The organism is Flavobacterium sp. ST-158 (genome assembly GCF_058309975.1).
Genome location: NZ_JBZEEN010000002.1, coordinates 313805 through 331587, shown reverse-complemented (window position 1 = coordinate 331587; position 17783 = coordinate 313805). Strand labels below are relative to the sequence as shown.

Sequence of the window (17783 nt, the reverse complement as noted above, 5' to 3'; positions counted from 1 at the left end):
AATATATATTTTAATTCGTTTTAAAAGTTATTCCCTCAATATGTTCTCCAACAAAAATGTTAGCCATATCGGAGGTTTTATACCACTTAGGTTTCCCTATCATATCATCAGAAATTAAAACCCCGTTTATTTTTAAGTTTTCAAAACTGATATTTTTAATTTTTCTGTTTTCGTTATAACCGGTAATTATAGAAGTATTTGCATTCTTTCCCTTGTATTCAATATTGCGAAAGACTACATTTTCTATTCCTAAACCGGGTGCTGTACAATACTTGGCGTTATAAAACACTCTCAAATTAAGCAATTGTCCTTCTCTGAAATCTTCTACTCTGATATTCTCAAAAAGCACGTTTTTAGCCAGATTATTATCTCCAACATTGATACTCATACACCCCTGATAATCCTGTTGTTTTTCTTTATGATCTAAAATATCAATATTTTGATAGTTTAGATTTTCCAGCACATCCGGCTTTTCACTATTACCATGTGTCCCAATTAAAATAGGGTGTCCCACATCGGCCCAAAGGGTAGCATTTTTCATGCTTATATTTTTAGCTCCTCCTTTAAACTCTTTACGAGTACCATAAACCGTAGTACAATCGTCAGAAGAACGAATGAAAACCCCATCAAACAAGACATTGCTAGCTGCCATTATATTCATACCATCACCCCAACCAAAAAAACTGATGGTTTTTACATTTTGAATAGTTACCTGATCCGATTCACCTGTGAAGCATTGCGAAGCGAAAATATTCTGAACAGTAATATTTTTAGAAAATGCTATTTTAATGCCCAGTCTGACTTCCTGATCAACTATTCCTCTGCCGCAAACTTTCACATTTTGAACATTGTCAATAAGTATTTGCCCCTTTACTACAGCACCTCCAGCCAAATAAACTGTTTTATTGGAAGGCACTATTAGTTTTTGATTAGGAAATTCATGAATTCCGGGACCGAAATAAATTACATTTTTATCTTTAGGATTGGGTTTGTTTTTTTCAATTGGGTTAGCAAATAAATGCAGATTATGAAAAATATCATCATTGATTTCTACCGATAGATTCGCAGGATTTGTTAAAGTAAAATACAAGATATTTTTGTCGATTTGAGTTTTAATTCCTTTCGATAGCGGACGAACTCTTGCTGAATTGATGTTTCCTTTATTTGAAGTCACAGCTACTTCAACCGTTCCGGAAAAATCAAAAGATGCCATCGAAGCATTTTGCACCGAATGTCCGGTACCAATTACCTGATCCACTTTTACATTATATTCAAATAAATCTTTCCACACTCCGCCCGGTTTTCTAACCTTTACTGAAAAGTCGTTATTGTGCATCGTTTTTATAATACCCTGAGATGGATTATAAACTACTACGCTGTCTTTGCTAACTGCAAAAGCATTAGAAACTACCAGACTAAATACAGCTAATATAAATCGTATATGAAATATCATTTTTTATAGTTTTTTAAAAATTCAAATACTAATCGATTAAAATCAATAGGATTTTCCAGATTACTCACATGACCTGCATTAGGTACAATTACTTGTTTTGCCAGCGGAATGCATTCTAATAACTTATTGCGATTATCTTTATCAGCTTCACCCGTTAAAACCATCACCGGCACCGATATTTTTTGATCCTTAAGCATAGAAATCACATCATTACCTAATACTAATCTAGGTTCTGCATGTAATGGCTGCCACTGATCCCATTTGTAAATCATATCCCAAACGGGCCTTCTTATTGCTTCTAAATCAGTCCCCCCTTTACGCATCAATGCATTTAACCACTCCCATTTTTGGTTCATCGTTCCTGCTTTTTTGATTTTTTCGATTTCTGCCCTTCGAATAGCTAATTGTTCTTTTGTCCAAGGTTCCGATGGTCCAAAAACCGGAAAAATATCACCACTAGCCATTGTAGCTGACAAAAGTCGGTCTTGATGCAAAGCCAAAAAATCTGCTGCTATAAATCCTCCCATCGAAAGTCCAACTAAATGAACCTTTTTGATTTTTAGATAATCTATTATTTTCAAAAGGTCTTCGGCATGTAAAAATTGCTCTCCTTCTTTTGGCATATCAGAATAACCATATCCTCTGCAATCGTATCGAATCACTCTGTATTTCTTAGCAAATTCAAAAAACTGAGGATCCCACTCACTATGATCAAATGAATGACCGTGAATAAAAATTAGTGGCTCTCCTTTTCCTAATTCTTCATAATACAATTTTGCATTGCCTACATCTACAAAACCAGTTTTTACGTCACTACTCAAAGCAGCATTTTTATATACATCCCGAACCATAATGGGCAAAACGGGACTATTATAAAAGGATGAGAATCCATCTTTATTTGCTTTTGCTACATCAACATGTGTCAGTAAAAAACCATAGGTACTGGTCGTTTTATCAATCCAGGGATAAGCACCTGCCCAACTGGGACTGCTGATTAAAACCGCTTTCCTATTAGAGTCCAACTCTTCTCTCCATTCTCCTAAGCCATAAATCCCATTATGCTTTTCAGCCCTTACTCTTTCCACATATTCGTGATTGGCAACTTTTGCATCTTTTATTTGATCAGCCTGCATCTCTGCAACAGATGCCGCGCTTAAAATTGGTTTACCTTTATAAATTCCATCATGACTGATCATTTCTAAAAAATGGGCATAATCATAAAGTGTACTTTTTGCTCCTCCACCCAACATTGGGCTATGCCCTCCACTATCATCCACAGGCACAAAATGCGTATTCTTCATTTCTAATGGAACTGCAATATTCTCTTGAAAAATAGTTTCAAAATCCTTACCCGTGGCCAGTTCTGCCATTCTTCCGGCTAGCTGCATTGCCAAACCACCATAATGAAAAACACTTCCTGGCTCGGCATCAGCGGGTAAATTCACTATGTGCTTTACCGATTCTTCTAATGTTTGGTAATTATCAGCAACTGAATCCTTAGGCTGATAATCCGGAAAACCGGAAGTATGTGAAAAAAGCTGTCTCAAAGTAGCTTCTCCTTTAACATCTTTAAATTCAGGCAACCATTTGTTCACCTTATCATCCCAGGAAAGATTGGTCTTTTCGACTACTGAAGCAATTGTTGCGGCAGCCAGCCATTTTCCGGCAGAGGCAATGAACACCTGAGTATTTTTATTATAATTTCCAAAATATTTTTCATATATAACCTTATCCTTTTGAGAAACTAAAATAGATGCTCCTGAATAATAACTGCTATCAACCCAAGTTTGGATTTTATGTTCAATTGCTGAAAAATCATAATCTCTGTGTTTTTTTTGTTGATGCCTTTGCCCAAATAAATTACTAAAAGCTGATAACAAAAGAATCAATATTGCAGCTTCATAAACTTTAACAAACATTTGATTTAGCACTTTCATCATTTCATATCAATTTTAATTTTTTGATACGATAATGAAGGCAACTTAAAACTTAGCGTTTTCTCCTTTTTATTATAAATCCCTTCATATTTTGTTCCAGCTGTATCGGTTAAAATTCCGTTTTTGATTTTTCCTTCTGCAACAATTGAAAGCGTTACAGCTACATCTGAACTAAAATACAAATCTCCGTTTTCATTTTTCAAAACAGCAGAAGCCACTTCATTGTCTAAATCCAATGAATATTTTCCATTTGAAATATTTTTTCCATTGCCTAGAAAAAGTGTAAAATCAGCTGCTTTTTTACTGATTATTCCATAAGTTCCCGTAACTGAAAATAAATTAAAATTCATTTTCTCATTGGCAGTAGTATTCGAAAAAATAAAATCTTCTTTTCCTGATTTATTAGTCACATGAATCCCTACAAACTCATTTCTTCCAAAATAATCCACTGACTGAATATTGGTTTCATTATTTAAAGCCGGTTCGTAAATAGCTACAAAAGGACGGTTCCATGCTTCACCATTTTGTCTTACGACTAAAGTTGGTATCGGACTTTTACAAATTTCATCCGGCAATAAGCCATGGGACAAGGCTGTTGACTTTGGCGAAAGTACTGAGAAAATTTCTCTGTCTGATTGACCTTGAAACCAAAGATTCATGTTTACGGTTTTATCTTTTAAAGCTAGATTAAATTTACCTTTAAAATCCTGAGATGTTTCCATTGATTTTTTATCCCACATGTAATCATAAGCCATCAAATCACCATCACCAAAAGCCAATTTTGTAGTTGGTTGCAAATTCAATGGAGCTCCATTTATTGCGGTCAATTCTAAATTTTGTCCCAGATTATGGAAGAAATATTCATTCTTTATGTTATTACCGTCTTTCTGATTGGAGCGAAAAATATCAATGTAATATCCATCCTCTTCACTATCTTTTACAATTCCCATAACTCTGCGCTGATCGCTATAAGTTTCAGGCTCTAAAAAAGAAACATCAGAAAAAATAATTCCCGGAACAATTCCTTTAGTAATACCACTTTTAGGATAGGCAGTATTCAAACTAAAGGCATGATTGCTCTTCATTTCGGGATACTTGGATTTTCCATTCACAATAACGGTATTATGGGCAGGAAACTGGGTATAATATTCGGCATATTCTATCGAAAAATAATTAGAACCGTGTCCCATTTCAGGGGCTAACGGCAAACCTTTACCATACAATTCCATCGCAATCCCATTAGAGTGCATGTGATTTCCTAAGGAACCTATCTGACTAATCATTAAAGCGGAATCCCCTTCGCCCTGACGTTGTACCAACCAACTGTTATGCGGTACATAAAATAAGGGTGTTGTAAAATCGGTTAATTTTCCGGCTGTTCTATTTTTATCAAATACTAATTTTTTTTCTACGAAAAGATCCTGAATATTTTTCCCAATAAATTTTCCTTCTCGGGCTTCGTCGCTATAAATCGTTTGATACATTTTGGTAAAATATTCCTCATCGGCTTTCTTACCATATTTCTGTGCGTTTTCGATACTATAAAGTAGCGGTTCTTTACGTAATTTATTGTAATGACCATCCCCAAAAGAAACCATAAATTTATTTGGATACAGGTATTGTACAGATGATTTTACTGCCTGATTTAATATTGGCATTTCTTTTAACAAATCAATATCAAAATTACGGTCGTAAAACTCGGCAAACGAAATAAAATCACTTAAAACATTCATGGAATAGCCTGGGCTTTCATTCCAAACCCCTGTAGTTTTATCGTAACCATAATCCATCAATTTATTCATCGACCATTGTCTGGTAGAGGTTTGATTCATGATTTGATCCAGATAGTACTGCGCCCCTTTTCCATTTTTATAAGCTGAATTGTTTTCTAAAACCAAAGCGATGCGCGAAATATGAGCCGCTTCTAACAAATTCCAGTTATTAAAACTCACTCCATTTTTAATTTGTAAGTCGGCCCATTTTTGTAAAGTTGCATCATAAATTGCTAAACTTTCCGGATTTTTATCCCGAATAAAATCATGTAAAAAATCATAACATTGTGTTATTTCATTTAAAATATGATCTTGGATAACTTCAAACTGGATGTAACTTACCAAAGTTTGATGATGCCCATGACTTAAATCAATAGGTTCTTTCAAATAGTAAACCCCTTTCAAATAAGTATCCAGCACATTGCCAGCTAAATTTGCGTAATCTTCATTTTTAGTAAACCAATACAAAAATGCTGCATCACGGGCAATAGTTAAAATTTGTCTATTGATTGAATTTACAATTCCAGATGTAGCAACAATAGGTCCCCATTCCCAAACATTAGTAGTGCTGTTTTGAAGATATAAACCTCTAGGATCATCCATATAAGGTTTAATATCTTCTAATTTTGGAGTTCTATAACTAGACGGCGTACCACGCCCGCCAATAAACTTTACCGTAGGAACCGGTGCTTCACCCTCAGCATGATCGTATTTTCCTCCATTAATGTACACCTGTGTTGATTTGGTTTTCCAATACATTTGTAATCTGGAAACCAGCCATGTTTTATCTTTTTTATAATACTCAAGATAAGGTGCAACATTATTTTTAGTTTTAGTAATTATTGCTACTGCCCAATCTTCCTTTTGCACCAGCTCTTTTAGCTGATTCAATGACATATCTTTCCCAAAAACACGAGGATGTTGTGAGCCTATATTTTGAGGAACAGGCAAATTTTGAGATTCCGCATTACTTAAAGAAAACAACAGAAAAAGAAACGACAGAATTTTATTTCGCATAGTAATTATTTTATATTCAAGTAAGTTATAAAAATTTGATTAAAGGTTGCTGAAAACCACCCAGCAACCTTAACTACAGTAACCAAACTAATTACAAACTAACCAAAATTTGTATTTTACACCACTCTTTTATTTTTCTGAATAAATTTAAACGTGGATTTTATTAACTTTTTTTAAACTCATTAAAACGTTTAGAAAGACTGGAAAATCTGTTTCTAAACTTTTTCAATATTAGTGATAATAGCGATTTTTCATGATAACTTATGGTGCATTTAGTATAAATTATCAACCAAAAAAGCCTGAAAAACCTAATTTAAACAGGCTTTTCAGGCTTTTGAATTTTCCAGATAAAATTTATTTTTGAAACACTAAATTTTGAACAAAATCTTTTACAAAAAAATTGGTTTTATTATTTTGAATTAACTCCCCATTAATTTTAAAATTATCAATGGTAATCCCTTCAATTGCTTTATCTTTTGAAAACCCCTCTATTAAAGATGGATTTACAGAACGCCCGGTATAATTAATGTTAGACAAGAATAAATTTTGAATTCCTTTACCAGGAGCATTACTGTATTTTTCATTAAAATAGACTCTAAAATTAAATAACTGTCCCTCCTGAATATCATCAATTCGAATGTTTTCATAGCGTATTTTTTTCACTAGGTTATTATCGCTGGCACTAATGGCTAAACATCCCTGATAATTTCGGTCGTCTTCGTCATGCTCCAGAATATCGATATTTGAGAATGTTATGTTTTCAATTACATCGCCCTTTCCTTCTGCATCTCCGTGAAGTCCAATATTTGTTGGGTGAGCCACATCTGCCCATAAAATAGAATTGTGAATCAAATAATTTCTTGCATCTCCGTAAAAATCCCAACGATGGCCATAAATAGCAATACAATCATCTGAATTACGCATAAAAACATCATCTATTTCAACATCTGAACAAGACATCAAATCAATACCATCACTCCAACCTTTACTACTAAATGATTTAATATTTCGAATAGTTAATCCTTGACTTTGTCCACCATAAACGGTGTAATGAGAGGGATTTATAAATGTTAGACCATCAATACTTACATTTTTGGAGTTCCGAATTTCTACTCCTCTTTCGGGCTGCATAATAATTCCTCTTCCACGAAGAGTAACATTATTGGCGTTGGCTATCAAAAACTTTGCTTTCACTATAGCACCTCCATCAATATATACTGTTTTTCCAGATGGAATATGATAAACTTCTCCCGGCTGATCATTGGGTTGGTGAACACCAGGACCAAAATAAATCACATTGGGATCCTTGGGATTTGGTTTATTTTTTTCAATGGCATTAGCAAAAAGATGCAAATTATGGAGTTTGTCACCGTCAATTTCTATCGATAATTTGGATGGTTTATCTAACGAAAAAGTTATTGTATTTCCTTTCACTGTTGGCTTAATTCCTAAAATTGCCGGACGGATATTTAGAGTATTGATTAATCCATTATTCTTCCTAATCATTACCTCTACTTTCTCTGAAAAATCAAAATAAACCATTGAAGCAATGGATTTAGTATCTAAATCTACTTCGACATTGTATTCAAACAAATCTTTCCATTCTCCTTTTGGGGTTCTTACCAAAACGGTAAAATCATCATTATGTGCCGAATATTGATAGCCTCCAGGTGCGTTGTAAGTGATTAATTCCTGAGCTGATAATTGAAAAAACATCAAAAATGCCAGAATTGTAAATTTTTTTTTTTTCATCCTAATTATTCTGCTTTTAAAAGATATATTTGGCTTTTATGGGTTGGAAAACGAAGTACATAACCATATTCATCTTTAATCACCTCTTCTTTTATCCCTTTAACTTTGAATGGTTGCGATGCTCTTAAAACACATATTTCTCCATTTATCGACTTAATTCTTGCCGATTTTAATTCTCCATTTGACCAATCTATAGCCAATTCGAAACCATTTCTAGCTCTTAAACCGGAAACTTTTCCATTTTTCCATTCCTGAGGTAAAGCTGGCAATAAATGAATGAAACCACTTTGACTTTGCAATAACATCTCGGTTATACCTGCGGTAGCACCAAAATTCCCATCAATTTGAAAAGGGGGATGAGCATCAAAAAAGTTGGGATAGGTTCCACCTCCTGTAACACCACTACCACTTTTATCAGTATATTGCAAAATATCCCGTATCATTTTATATGCATGATTTCCATCAAAAAGTCGAGCCCAAAAATTAATTTTCCATGCCTTACTCCAACCAGTCCCTTCGTCCCCTCTTAATTCTAAAGTTTTTTTACATGCTTCAGCAAAATTTGGAGTATTAATTGGTGATATTTCAGCTGCCGGATGCAAACCATATAAATGCGAAATATGACGTTGTTGAGGTGTTGCCTCTTCAAATTCTTTATTCCATTCCAATAATTGTCCTTTGCTTCCTATTTGTAATGGTAATAATTTAGCTTTTTTCAATTCTAAATCTTTACGGAAATTTTCATCTATATTCAAAATTTCTGATGCTTTGATAAGGTTACTAAATAAATCTCTGCAAATAGACATGTCCATTGTTGCCCCAACAGTTACTCCAAAATTTTTACCATTAACTCTTATTTCATTTTCTGGTGAAGTCGAAGGAGCGGTTATCAAATACCCATCTTTTTCCTGTAACCAATCAAAACAAAACAAAGCAGCTTCTTTCATCACTGGGTAAGCCAGCTTACGCAAAAATTCTGTATCACCTGTAAAGCTATAATGCTCCCAAAGATGTTGACACAACCAACTTCCTCCCATATACCAATTGGCCCAAGTTGGAGCACCGTCTCCTTTATTACCTACAGCATTACTTAACCCCCAAATATCCGAATTATGATGAGCTACCCAACCACGAGTATGATAATATTCTGAAGCAGTAATTTTTCCTGTTTTAGAAAGATTTTCTATCCAATCCAAAAGAGGTTGATGCATTTCTGATAAATTTGTCTGCTCAGCAGGCCAATAATTCATTTGAGTATTTATATTAATGGTATAATTAGAACTCCAAGGTGCTCGTAACTCCTTATTCCAAATTCCCTGCAAATTAGCAGGTTGTCCACCCGGACGTGATGAAGAAATTAATAGATAACGTCCATACTGATAAAATGTTTGTTCTAACTGACTATCTTTTCCTCCGCCAGTATATGCTTTTAAACGTTCATCCCATGGGAGTGTAGCAATAGCCACATTTGTTTTTTTCTCTCCTAAATCTAATTGAACCCTATTAAAATATTGTTGATAATCTGCTAAATGTTCTTTTTTAAGTGATTTATATTTTTGCACTATAGTTTTCTTTATAATACTATCAGTAATGGCTTTTTCGTCCCTACCCTGAGAATCAGGACATTTATCAAATCCATTAAAACTTGTAGCCGCCGTAAAATAAAGAATTACCTCTGTAGCTCCGGAAACATGAATTCCATCTGCATCCGTTTTTACAGTACCATCTTTAAGTGATGCTTTTAAATCCATTCTAAAACGCATTCCGTTACATCCAGTAGTATCTTCCATCACTATTGATTCTCTGTCTTTTTTATTATAATAACTCGGATCTACCCGGGCAGGTGCTTTTCCATCCAAAACAATTCGATCATTAGTCAAAATAGAAACCGTATTTGATAATGGACTTTTTAATTTTGCGTCAAAAGTTAATGCTCCTTTTTTCGAAGCACTAATTTTTACAATCATACAATTTTCTGGAGCAGAAGTAAATACTTCACGCAAATATTTTATTCCATTTATGGTAAAGCTTGTCGTCGCTACCGCTTGATTTAATTTCAGATCACGGTAATAATTTTGGGGCTTATCACTACCAAAATTCTGATGAATTAATAAATCTCCCATTGGCAGGAAACTTTCTGTAAAATAGCCTTGCATTTTACGACAAAGTTCAGTTGCTTTTTGAAAATCTTCAGCATACAAAGCTTCTCTTAGCGGTTGTAAATATTGATATGCATCTGGATTTACATTCTTTTTCATAGGGCCTCCTGACCACAAAGAACCTTCATTCAATTGTATTAATTCATCCTGAACACCTCCAAAAACCATAGCTCCAAGACGCCCGTTACCCAATGGTAAGGCTTCAATCCATTGTGAAGCTGGTTTATTATACCATAATTTAATATCTTTTTGAGCATGAATATTAATGCTAAAAATTAGCATTAACATATATACTAAATGTTTTTTCATTTTGTTTTTTTATTTTTTTCTATTCTACAACAGTACCTTCTATCTGAATTTCAGCTAACTTGGCGCTGTCGGCCTTTTCAAAACTTACCCGTACGGCTCCACCTATTACATCTTTTAAAGAAATGTCTTTTGAACTTATTTTTTCCTGATTATTACTGAAATCTCCAACCGTTTTCCAATCCTTCATATTTTCTGATACTTCTACCCGAAAACGAAAAACGGCAACTTCAGGAAAAGTGAGATTAATTTTTAACAATGATAATCTTTTTTCAGTATCAAGTATCAGATACGGTTTTTTATCAGTAGTTAAAGGCTGCCACCAACTTTTATCATTACCATCTGCAGCAAAACCTGTTGGATGGTTCATAATAAAAGAACTACCAAAAGTAGGATTGTTTTGACCAAATCGCTGTACTACATTCGACTTATTTCGTTTGTTAAAACGTAAATATGGACGCTCTGATACTTCTGGTGTTTTTCCTTCTATAAAAGGGACTTCCCCTTTAAAATCTATTGTTACTTCAGCAGACTGAAGTCCTGGGGAAGTGGCACGTATAATGGCTTTATTAGCATACCATGAACGACATTCGATTGCTGCCTGACCATCTAAAATTCGAATATCACTTTTCTCTTCAAATTTAATTGTCCTTCCCGTAGGAAACTCTGCTGAACCAGAAATAACTTTTAATTCTACTTGCGGATTATTACTAATTACTTTCCCATTGACATCTAAAACGCTTACTAACAAATGAACATCTTCAGTTCCATCTGTTTTTGAAGTTAATCGATCAGCCTCTAAGCGTAACTGAAATGGTACCCCTTCCTTCGTCCACTCCGGAGGTGGTATATGAGCATATTCATTTCGATACCAAAACCAGGCTCTCTTAGGGATACGAAAATAATCTACGAGTCCCATTTTTCCTAAACGCGATCCAGCAATAGAACCGTGATCAAATCCGCACCAAATAGCTTGTCCACTTCTCCATTTATATATCTCTTTTCCTTTTTCTTTGGATAAATCCCCCCAACCTGGATCGTAGTTCCCTGGTCGCTCTGCTGTCGTACTCCCATATTCTGAAACCAAAGATGGAAATCCCGGATTTTGAAATGCGGGTATTGTTCCGCCATCTCCATTATAACCTGCCACATCTCCAATGTTATCGATACGAGTTTCATCTAATGGTCGTTGAGCTCCTCCAATTGCAGCCACTCTCGTAGGATCGGCCTCATGGGAGATTGAAACCAATTCTTTAAGCAAATTACGAATAGCGGGAATTGTTTTTGTTGCAGTAAAAAAGGGTTCATTAGACATACTCCATGCAATAACAGATGGATTATTTCTATGAATTTTTATCATTTCCCTTAATTGTTGTTTGATACTTGCCTCAAAAGATTCAACATCATTTTGATTGATAGGATAAGCACTAGTATTCCAATACCCATCAGGTGTATTTGCACTACCTCCGATTCCCCAAAATGGACTTTCGGACCAAAATAACATCCCTAAACGGTCACATGCTTCGACAAAAGCCGGATCATGCGGATAATGTGATCCCCTTATAAAATTAAACCCAGCCTCTTTCATCATTTTTACATCTCTGTAAAATCCAGTATTTGTAACAGCATCACCCCAACCGGCATGATCCTGATGCACATTAGCTCCTAATAAATAAAGATGTTTTCCGTTAAGAAAAAAACCATTTTCGGCCGTCCATTTTATTGAACGAATTCCAAAATTTGTGTGGTATTCATCTTGTAATTTACCATTACTATAAACTCTTGAAACAGCGGTGTACAAATTAGGATTTTTAATATCCCAAAGTACAGGATTGGTCAGCATTTTAGACGTTTGATTAAACACTTCTGAAACACCTACAGCAATTTTCTTTGAAGAAACAAATGAAGTTATTTTCTTTCCTTTTGGAGAAATAATTAGGGTTTCCAATTTTACTATTGCTTCTGAAGTGCCACTATTATTTATTTCTGTTTTAATATTTACATTCGCTTTATCAGAACTAACAACTGGTGTAGTCACAAAAGTACCACACCAAGGAACATGTACAGGTGCAGTAGAAACTAAAAATACATCTCTGTATATACCTCCCGAAAAAACATGTTCCCCGGCACGAGGAGCTAAACCAGCATTCCATAAATTATTTAACCTTACTGCTAAAATATTTTTTCCAAGCTTAATTGCAGATGTAATATCTATTGAAAAACCGGTATACCCACCTTGATGTTTACCTACTTTTTTTCCATTTAAATAAATTTCAGCATCCTGAAAAGCTCCTTCAAATTCAACAAAAATATTTTTTCCCTGATAAGAAACAGGAATATCAAATTGTTTTCGATACCAGCCATAACCTACATAAAAATCAGGTGACATAAAATAAGGCATACTAAAAGAATGAGGTAAACCTATTTTTTGCCATTGATTATCATCATATTCAGGTGATTCAGCACCTTTATAATCTCCTAATTGAAATTTCCAGTCTCTATTAAAGTTTAATTTTCCCCGTTGTGTATTACTTTTCTGTCCAAAAAGAAGCACAGGAATCAGAAACAATAAAATCCATTTTTTCATTTATAACATTTTATTTAAAAAAATTTAATATCTAATACTTAATATTAGTTTGACTCAAATACTAAGAAAACAAACATTTTAACTAAAAAATAAAAAATACCCACAATCCTCTTTGTTATGCCAAAGATTGATTATGGGCATTACACATAAATATTAATCTATATTTCTATTCCAGACTAAATAATAAAGTCCCAAAACCTAATTGATCATAGCCACCACTATTACCTCCATAATCTCCACCTCCTCCTTCAGGTTGAACTGATGTCTTACCTAAACCTGTGTAATATACACTTGCTGCAGGAACTTTTTTTATTTTAGCATAATGATTGTAAATCATTGCCCACATTGGACGTCCACCCCCTCTACCTGAAGAACCTATAGCCGGTAATTCAGTCAACTTTACCCCACAACCATTCCATGGATCACCTTCGTGCCAACTATATACCGTATAAGGTACATCTAAATATGCCACATTATACTTTGCCACATATTCACTTGCTTTCAAAACAATATTATCTCTAAATCCCCATAAATCGTCGCCTTGTTTCCAAGCTATTTGACAAACTGTAGTTAATAAAGCCAAAGATAAGGTACAATGTCCCTGATCTCTGCCACTTTCCTGCATTTGAGCCATATTATTATTAGGAGCTGGAAATGGGTCAAAAACAGTCACAAAATTATTTCCACATCCTTTTCCTTTCTGATAATAATCAATCACATAATTATAAAGATTTCTATCATCCGTTAAAACTCCAATTGCCATAACTGAAGCCATATTACACAAATCCCAATTTGACCAGGCATGTTGTGGATGGCAACCAAAATGAGTTGACAACCAGCTGTAATTTAAATTATAAAATACGGTACGCATCCACTCTTTGTATTTAGTAAAATCAGCGGCTGCCCAGCCTGAATAATTTCGTAGTTGTTCTCCTGCTATAGCAAACTGATAACCATAAATTCCTGCTGCCAATGCTGAATTAGAATCTCCTGAAATTCTCTCACAAGTTGAAGCCCAGGCATTCAGAATATTTATAGCTGCTTGAGCATATGTTGCATCACCCGTTAATTTCCAACGAATTCCTAACTGATAAGCTGCTGCTACATCATTAAAAGCAGCTCCATAATTATCCGGATCCGGCTCTTCGGCACTTCCACCACCTCGTACTAATTTCACTACTGGGTGTGCAACGTAGGTTGATTGAGCATGTGAATTTGCTATTAATTTATTATAACCTGAAATCCATGGTTCTTCTTTAGCATCAATTTTAGCTTTTATTTTGGCAAATTCAGTATCTGTAACATATCCATCATGTTTCATTGGCACTGACGGATCTAATGTCTCAATTACTTCAACATTTACCGGTGGAGGAGTTGTAGTCTCTTCCTCTTTATCCCCACCATTAGAGGAACAACTTGTCAAAAGTATTGTTCCAATAAGAATTTTAAAAATTCTGTTTCTTTTTAATATTTTCATAATTTTAATTTATTTATTCGATTTTACATTAAAAATCAACTAAGCATTTTTAAATTTCAATTTCCTCTTCATTCTTTTCGGTACTCATCATTTCTATTTATTATTTATTATTTATTAAGTTAACAACAACGATAAAAATGAATTGAATATCAAAATTTTAGCTTATTTTAAAAAAGAGTCTTAATCTTAGACTGCACTTAAGACAAGACTCTTTTCAATTTAACTATTTCTCTTAGAAACAAATATCTCCTAACATTAGATTATGGAAGCAAATACAATTTCATGTAATTCATTCTTAAGTAAGAATTTGCTTTTAATGTAGCAACAAACCCCATGGAAACCTCTGTACTTGACGCTAATGTGAAAGTAATACTTTGTTTAACCGTGTTACCATAAGTAACACTATTATTGATTGCTGTACTTGCTAAAGACGTTGGTGCTGTACTTGTAGTTGTTAAATCAGGAATCGTGTTACCTGATACAGCCAATAAATAAACTGCACTTGAAGTCAAATAACTATTAAAACCACTTTCCATTACTTCAATTTCAAGTTTATAACTACCCGCAGGCAAAACAGCAGTTTGATACATTTTTCCATTAGTAACTACATTTGCAGTAGCATCACCCCATCCTGCCTGTAATGATAATTCACCTTTATTAGCCATATTTGGTTTACCATAATTAGCTCCACCACATCTTACTGTAGCCCCTGAATTTATTTGATTTTGTGCTGCAGAATTTATAGTCCAGTAATCAGGAGTTGCCCAATTTGTACCAGTAAATTTTTGTTCAGGAAGCATATTATTTGTTGTAAATGGTTGCATATAATTACGCAAAAATATTGTACTAACATCTCCGGGATTAAGAGCAGGTGCTAAAGAACTTCCATTAACTGTATAACTACCTTTAAAAGTAACATTTATATTTCCTGCAGTATATCCCGAAGGTGCTTTTACTTTTATAAGAGTAGAAGTTATCGAAATTACATCCGGAGCACTGGTCCCATTAAAATCTACCGCAACTTTAGCAGGGTCAGTTAAAAAGTTTTCTCCAGAAATCCACACCTCTTCTCCTGGTTGAGCTATGATAGTTGATACACTTCCTTTAGATACAACTGAGGTAATAATTGGTTGTTTATATACTGTAATAGTTCCAATTACACCAATATCATTTGTCCAAACACTCATAGAAATATCTCCCGAGGAAGCATCTGTTGGAACTTTCACCTTTATTTCATTATCAGTTACGCTTACAAAATTGGCTACGCCAGTCACTTTACCACTAAAGTACAGTTTAATTGCACCAGCAGCATCACCAAAATTTGAACCTGTAATTGTAATTACTTCACCTGGAAAACTATTATCTGTAGAAATAGCTGTTACAGTAGGTTCCGGATAAGTAAATTCTCTAAATTGCGGTCCCTCTTCATTACAAGAAGACAATAGAAAAACGACGAAAAGTACCAAAGAGATTAAACTTAAACCTCTATTATGTAAGACTTTATTTTTTTTCATAATTTAAATATTTAAAATTAATTATACCCCGGATTTTGAAGCAATTTTGAATTCAATCGAATTTGGCTTGTAGGAATTGGATATAAATAGTGTTTTCTTACAACGGAATGATTGACTTTACTATCAATAACCACACAATTTAATACTCCGGCAGGAGTCGCTACAGCTTCCTCACCAAAAACATAACTTTGAGGTTTATACGAACTGGTTGCATTTCCGCTTGCATCTTTATAACTTGTTGTATAAGAAGCCCCTCCTACAACTCTTCCTAGCCGTGATGGATTCAAAGATTCCTCCAGGATTCCCCAACGTTTTAAATCGTCAAAACGTTTTCCTTCACGATATAACTCTACAGCTCGCTCTCTTCTAATCTCCTCTTTCATGTTCAATCCATTTGCCGTTACTAATGCATTTGTTAAATGAGCTACTCCGGCACGATCTCTCAACTTATTGATGGAAGCATTTAACTGTGCATCCGTAATTGAACCATTTAATTCATATAATGCTTCTGCGTACATTAAATATACCTCTGCTAAACGTATAATTGACCAGTTTGCTGACTCAGTATTATCTAATCTACGTGTTCCATATCCATATACTGCATATTTACTATTAGAATAACCACTAAACCCTAAGGTTCCAAACTCTAAAGTAGGAACTCCGGTAACCGTATTAGAAGCATACAAATAATTCAACAATCTTAAATCACGATTCTTAAATTCATCACTGGCAGCATGATACCCTTGAAAAAGTGGCGATTTATCTGCAGGAAGTCCGTCTGTACAAACCGGCATATCAACAAACTTACGACTTGGATACTGCTGCCCTACTGTCCAAGTTATATTAATATTTGATTTTCTATAGACATAATCATACACACTATATAAAATAAATTCTTTATTTGTCGATTTATCATATCCACCTGGATTAGAACCTGAATCTTCTAGGTTAAACAGATACCACATACTTTTATTCCCCATGGTAGCATCACTATTCTTATTCCAAAGTTCATATCCTCCATTGTTCATAATTTCTTCACAGGAAGCTATTACATCGGCTAAATATTTATCTCTATTAGAAGCGTCATAAGCAGCGGTTCCACCACCTATTGTCACTCCATCACCATCTAAATCCTGACCATTGTATTTTTCCCAAGTTGCTTCATACAATTCTACCTGTGCTTTAAACGCCATAGCTGCCCATTTACTTATCTTCCCTTTATCAGTACTGGCAATATTTTGTTCGATTGGTAATTTAGATATTGCCTGTTCTAAATCAGACAAAATCAAATTAACTACTTCGTATCTACTATTACGTGGACCATACAATTCAGGTGAATCGACATCTAAAACAGTTGTAACAATAGGAACTCCTCCAAAACTTTTTAATAAACCAAAATAGTTATAGGCACGGAAAAAATAGGCTTCTCCTACATACTGACTGATATCTCCTGCACCTGAATAAGAATTTGCATTTGAAAGTAATATGTTACAGCTTCTGATACCTCCATATCCCCATCCTGTACTATTTACATCTATTGTTCCATGTCCTAAATCAACGCCTTCACCTTTTATATTAGCAGATAAATCAGTATTATTGTCCATATTACCAAAACTCCAACCCTGTAACTGACCATAAAATCCTGCTGTAAAAGCCTTAAAATCACTTGGTGTTTTAAAATAAACATTATCCTGAAAACTTCCGGTAGGTTCCAGGTCAATAAAATCTTTTTCGCAGGAAGCCATTCCCAGGCAAATCCCCCCAATAATTATATATTTAAATATACTTTTCATTTTTTTAAACTTTTAA

Annotated in this window: 9 protein-coding genes; all 9 read right to left on the bottom strand. The window is 34.3% G+C overall.

Annotated features, from left to right (window positions below):
- Positions 1–10 precede the first annotated feature (10 nt).
- The gene (locus AC4FRF_RS05790; RefSeq protein ID WP_491158541.1) at positions 11–1453 is read right to left on the bottom strand and encodes a glycoside hydrolase family protein; all 1443 of its coding nucleotides are present in this window, start codon (positions 1451–1453) and stop codon (positions 11–13) included.
- On the bottom strand, positions 1450–3393 hold the full coding sequence (locus AC4FRF_RS05785; RefSeq protein ID WP_491158540.1) for an alpha/beta fold hydrolase: 1944 nt from the start codon (positions 3391–3393) through the stop codon (positions 1450–1452). Before AC4FRF_RS05785 ends, AC4FRF_RS05790 begins: the two co-directional genes overlap by 4 nt.
- Entirely contained in the window at positions 3390–6179 is a 2790-nt protein-coding gene (locus AC4FRF_RS05780) for an endo-acting ulvan lysase-like protein (protein ID WP_491158539.1), read from the bottom strand. The genes AC4FRF_RS05785 and AC4FRF_RS05780 overlap by 4 nt, the downstream gene beginning before the upstream one ends.
- 354 nt (positions 6180–6533) lie before the next feature.
- The gene (locus AC4FRF_RS05775) at positions 6534–7931 is read right to left on the bottom strand and encodes a glycosyl hydrolase family 28 protein (protein WP_491158538.1); all 1398 of its coding nucleotides are present in this window, start codon (positions 7929–7931) and stop codon (positions 6534–6536) included.
- Positions 7932–7936: 5 nt separating this feature from the next.
- Positions 7937–10399 carry a glycoside hydrolase family 95 protein gene (locus tag AC4FRF_RS05770; RefSeq protein WP_491158537.1) on the bottom strand — a complete coding sequence of 821 codons (2463 nt, stop codon included), beginning with the start codon at positions 10397–10399 and terminating at the stop codon, positions 7937–7939.
- Between the two features lie 19 nt (positions 10400–10418).
- Entirely contained in the window at positions 10419–12983 is a 2565-nt protein-coding gene (locus tag AC4FRF_RS05765; protein WP_491158536.1) for a glycoside hydrolase family 2 protein, read from the bottom strand.
- A gap of 166 nt (positions 12984–13149) precedes the next feature.
- Positions 13150–14460 carry an alginate lyase family protein gene (locus AC4FRF_RS05760; protein WP_491158535.1) on the bottom strand — a complete coding sequence of 437 codons (1311 nt, stop codon included), beginning with the start codon at positions 14458–14460 and terminating at the stop codon, positions 13150–13152.
- A 260-nt stretch (positions 14461–14720) separates the two neighbouring features.
- A complete protein-coding gene (locus AC4FRF_RS05755) occupies positions 14721–15974 on the bottom strand; it encodes a DUF5013 domain-containing protein (RefSeq protein WP_491158534.1) in 1254 nt (417 codons plus the stop codon).
- A gap of 17 nt (positions 15975–15991) precedes the next feature.
- A complete protein-coding gene (locus AC4FRF_RS05750) occupies positions 15992–17767 on the bottom strand; it encodes a RagB/SusD family nutrient uptake outer membrane protein (protein ID WP_491158532.1) in 1776 nt (591 codons plus the stop codon).
- Positions 17768–17783: the final 16 nt, after the last annotated feature.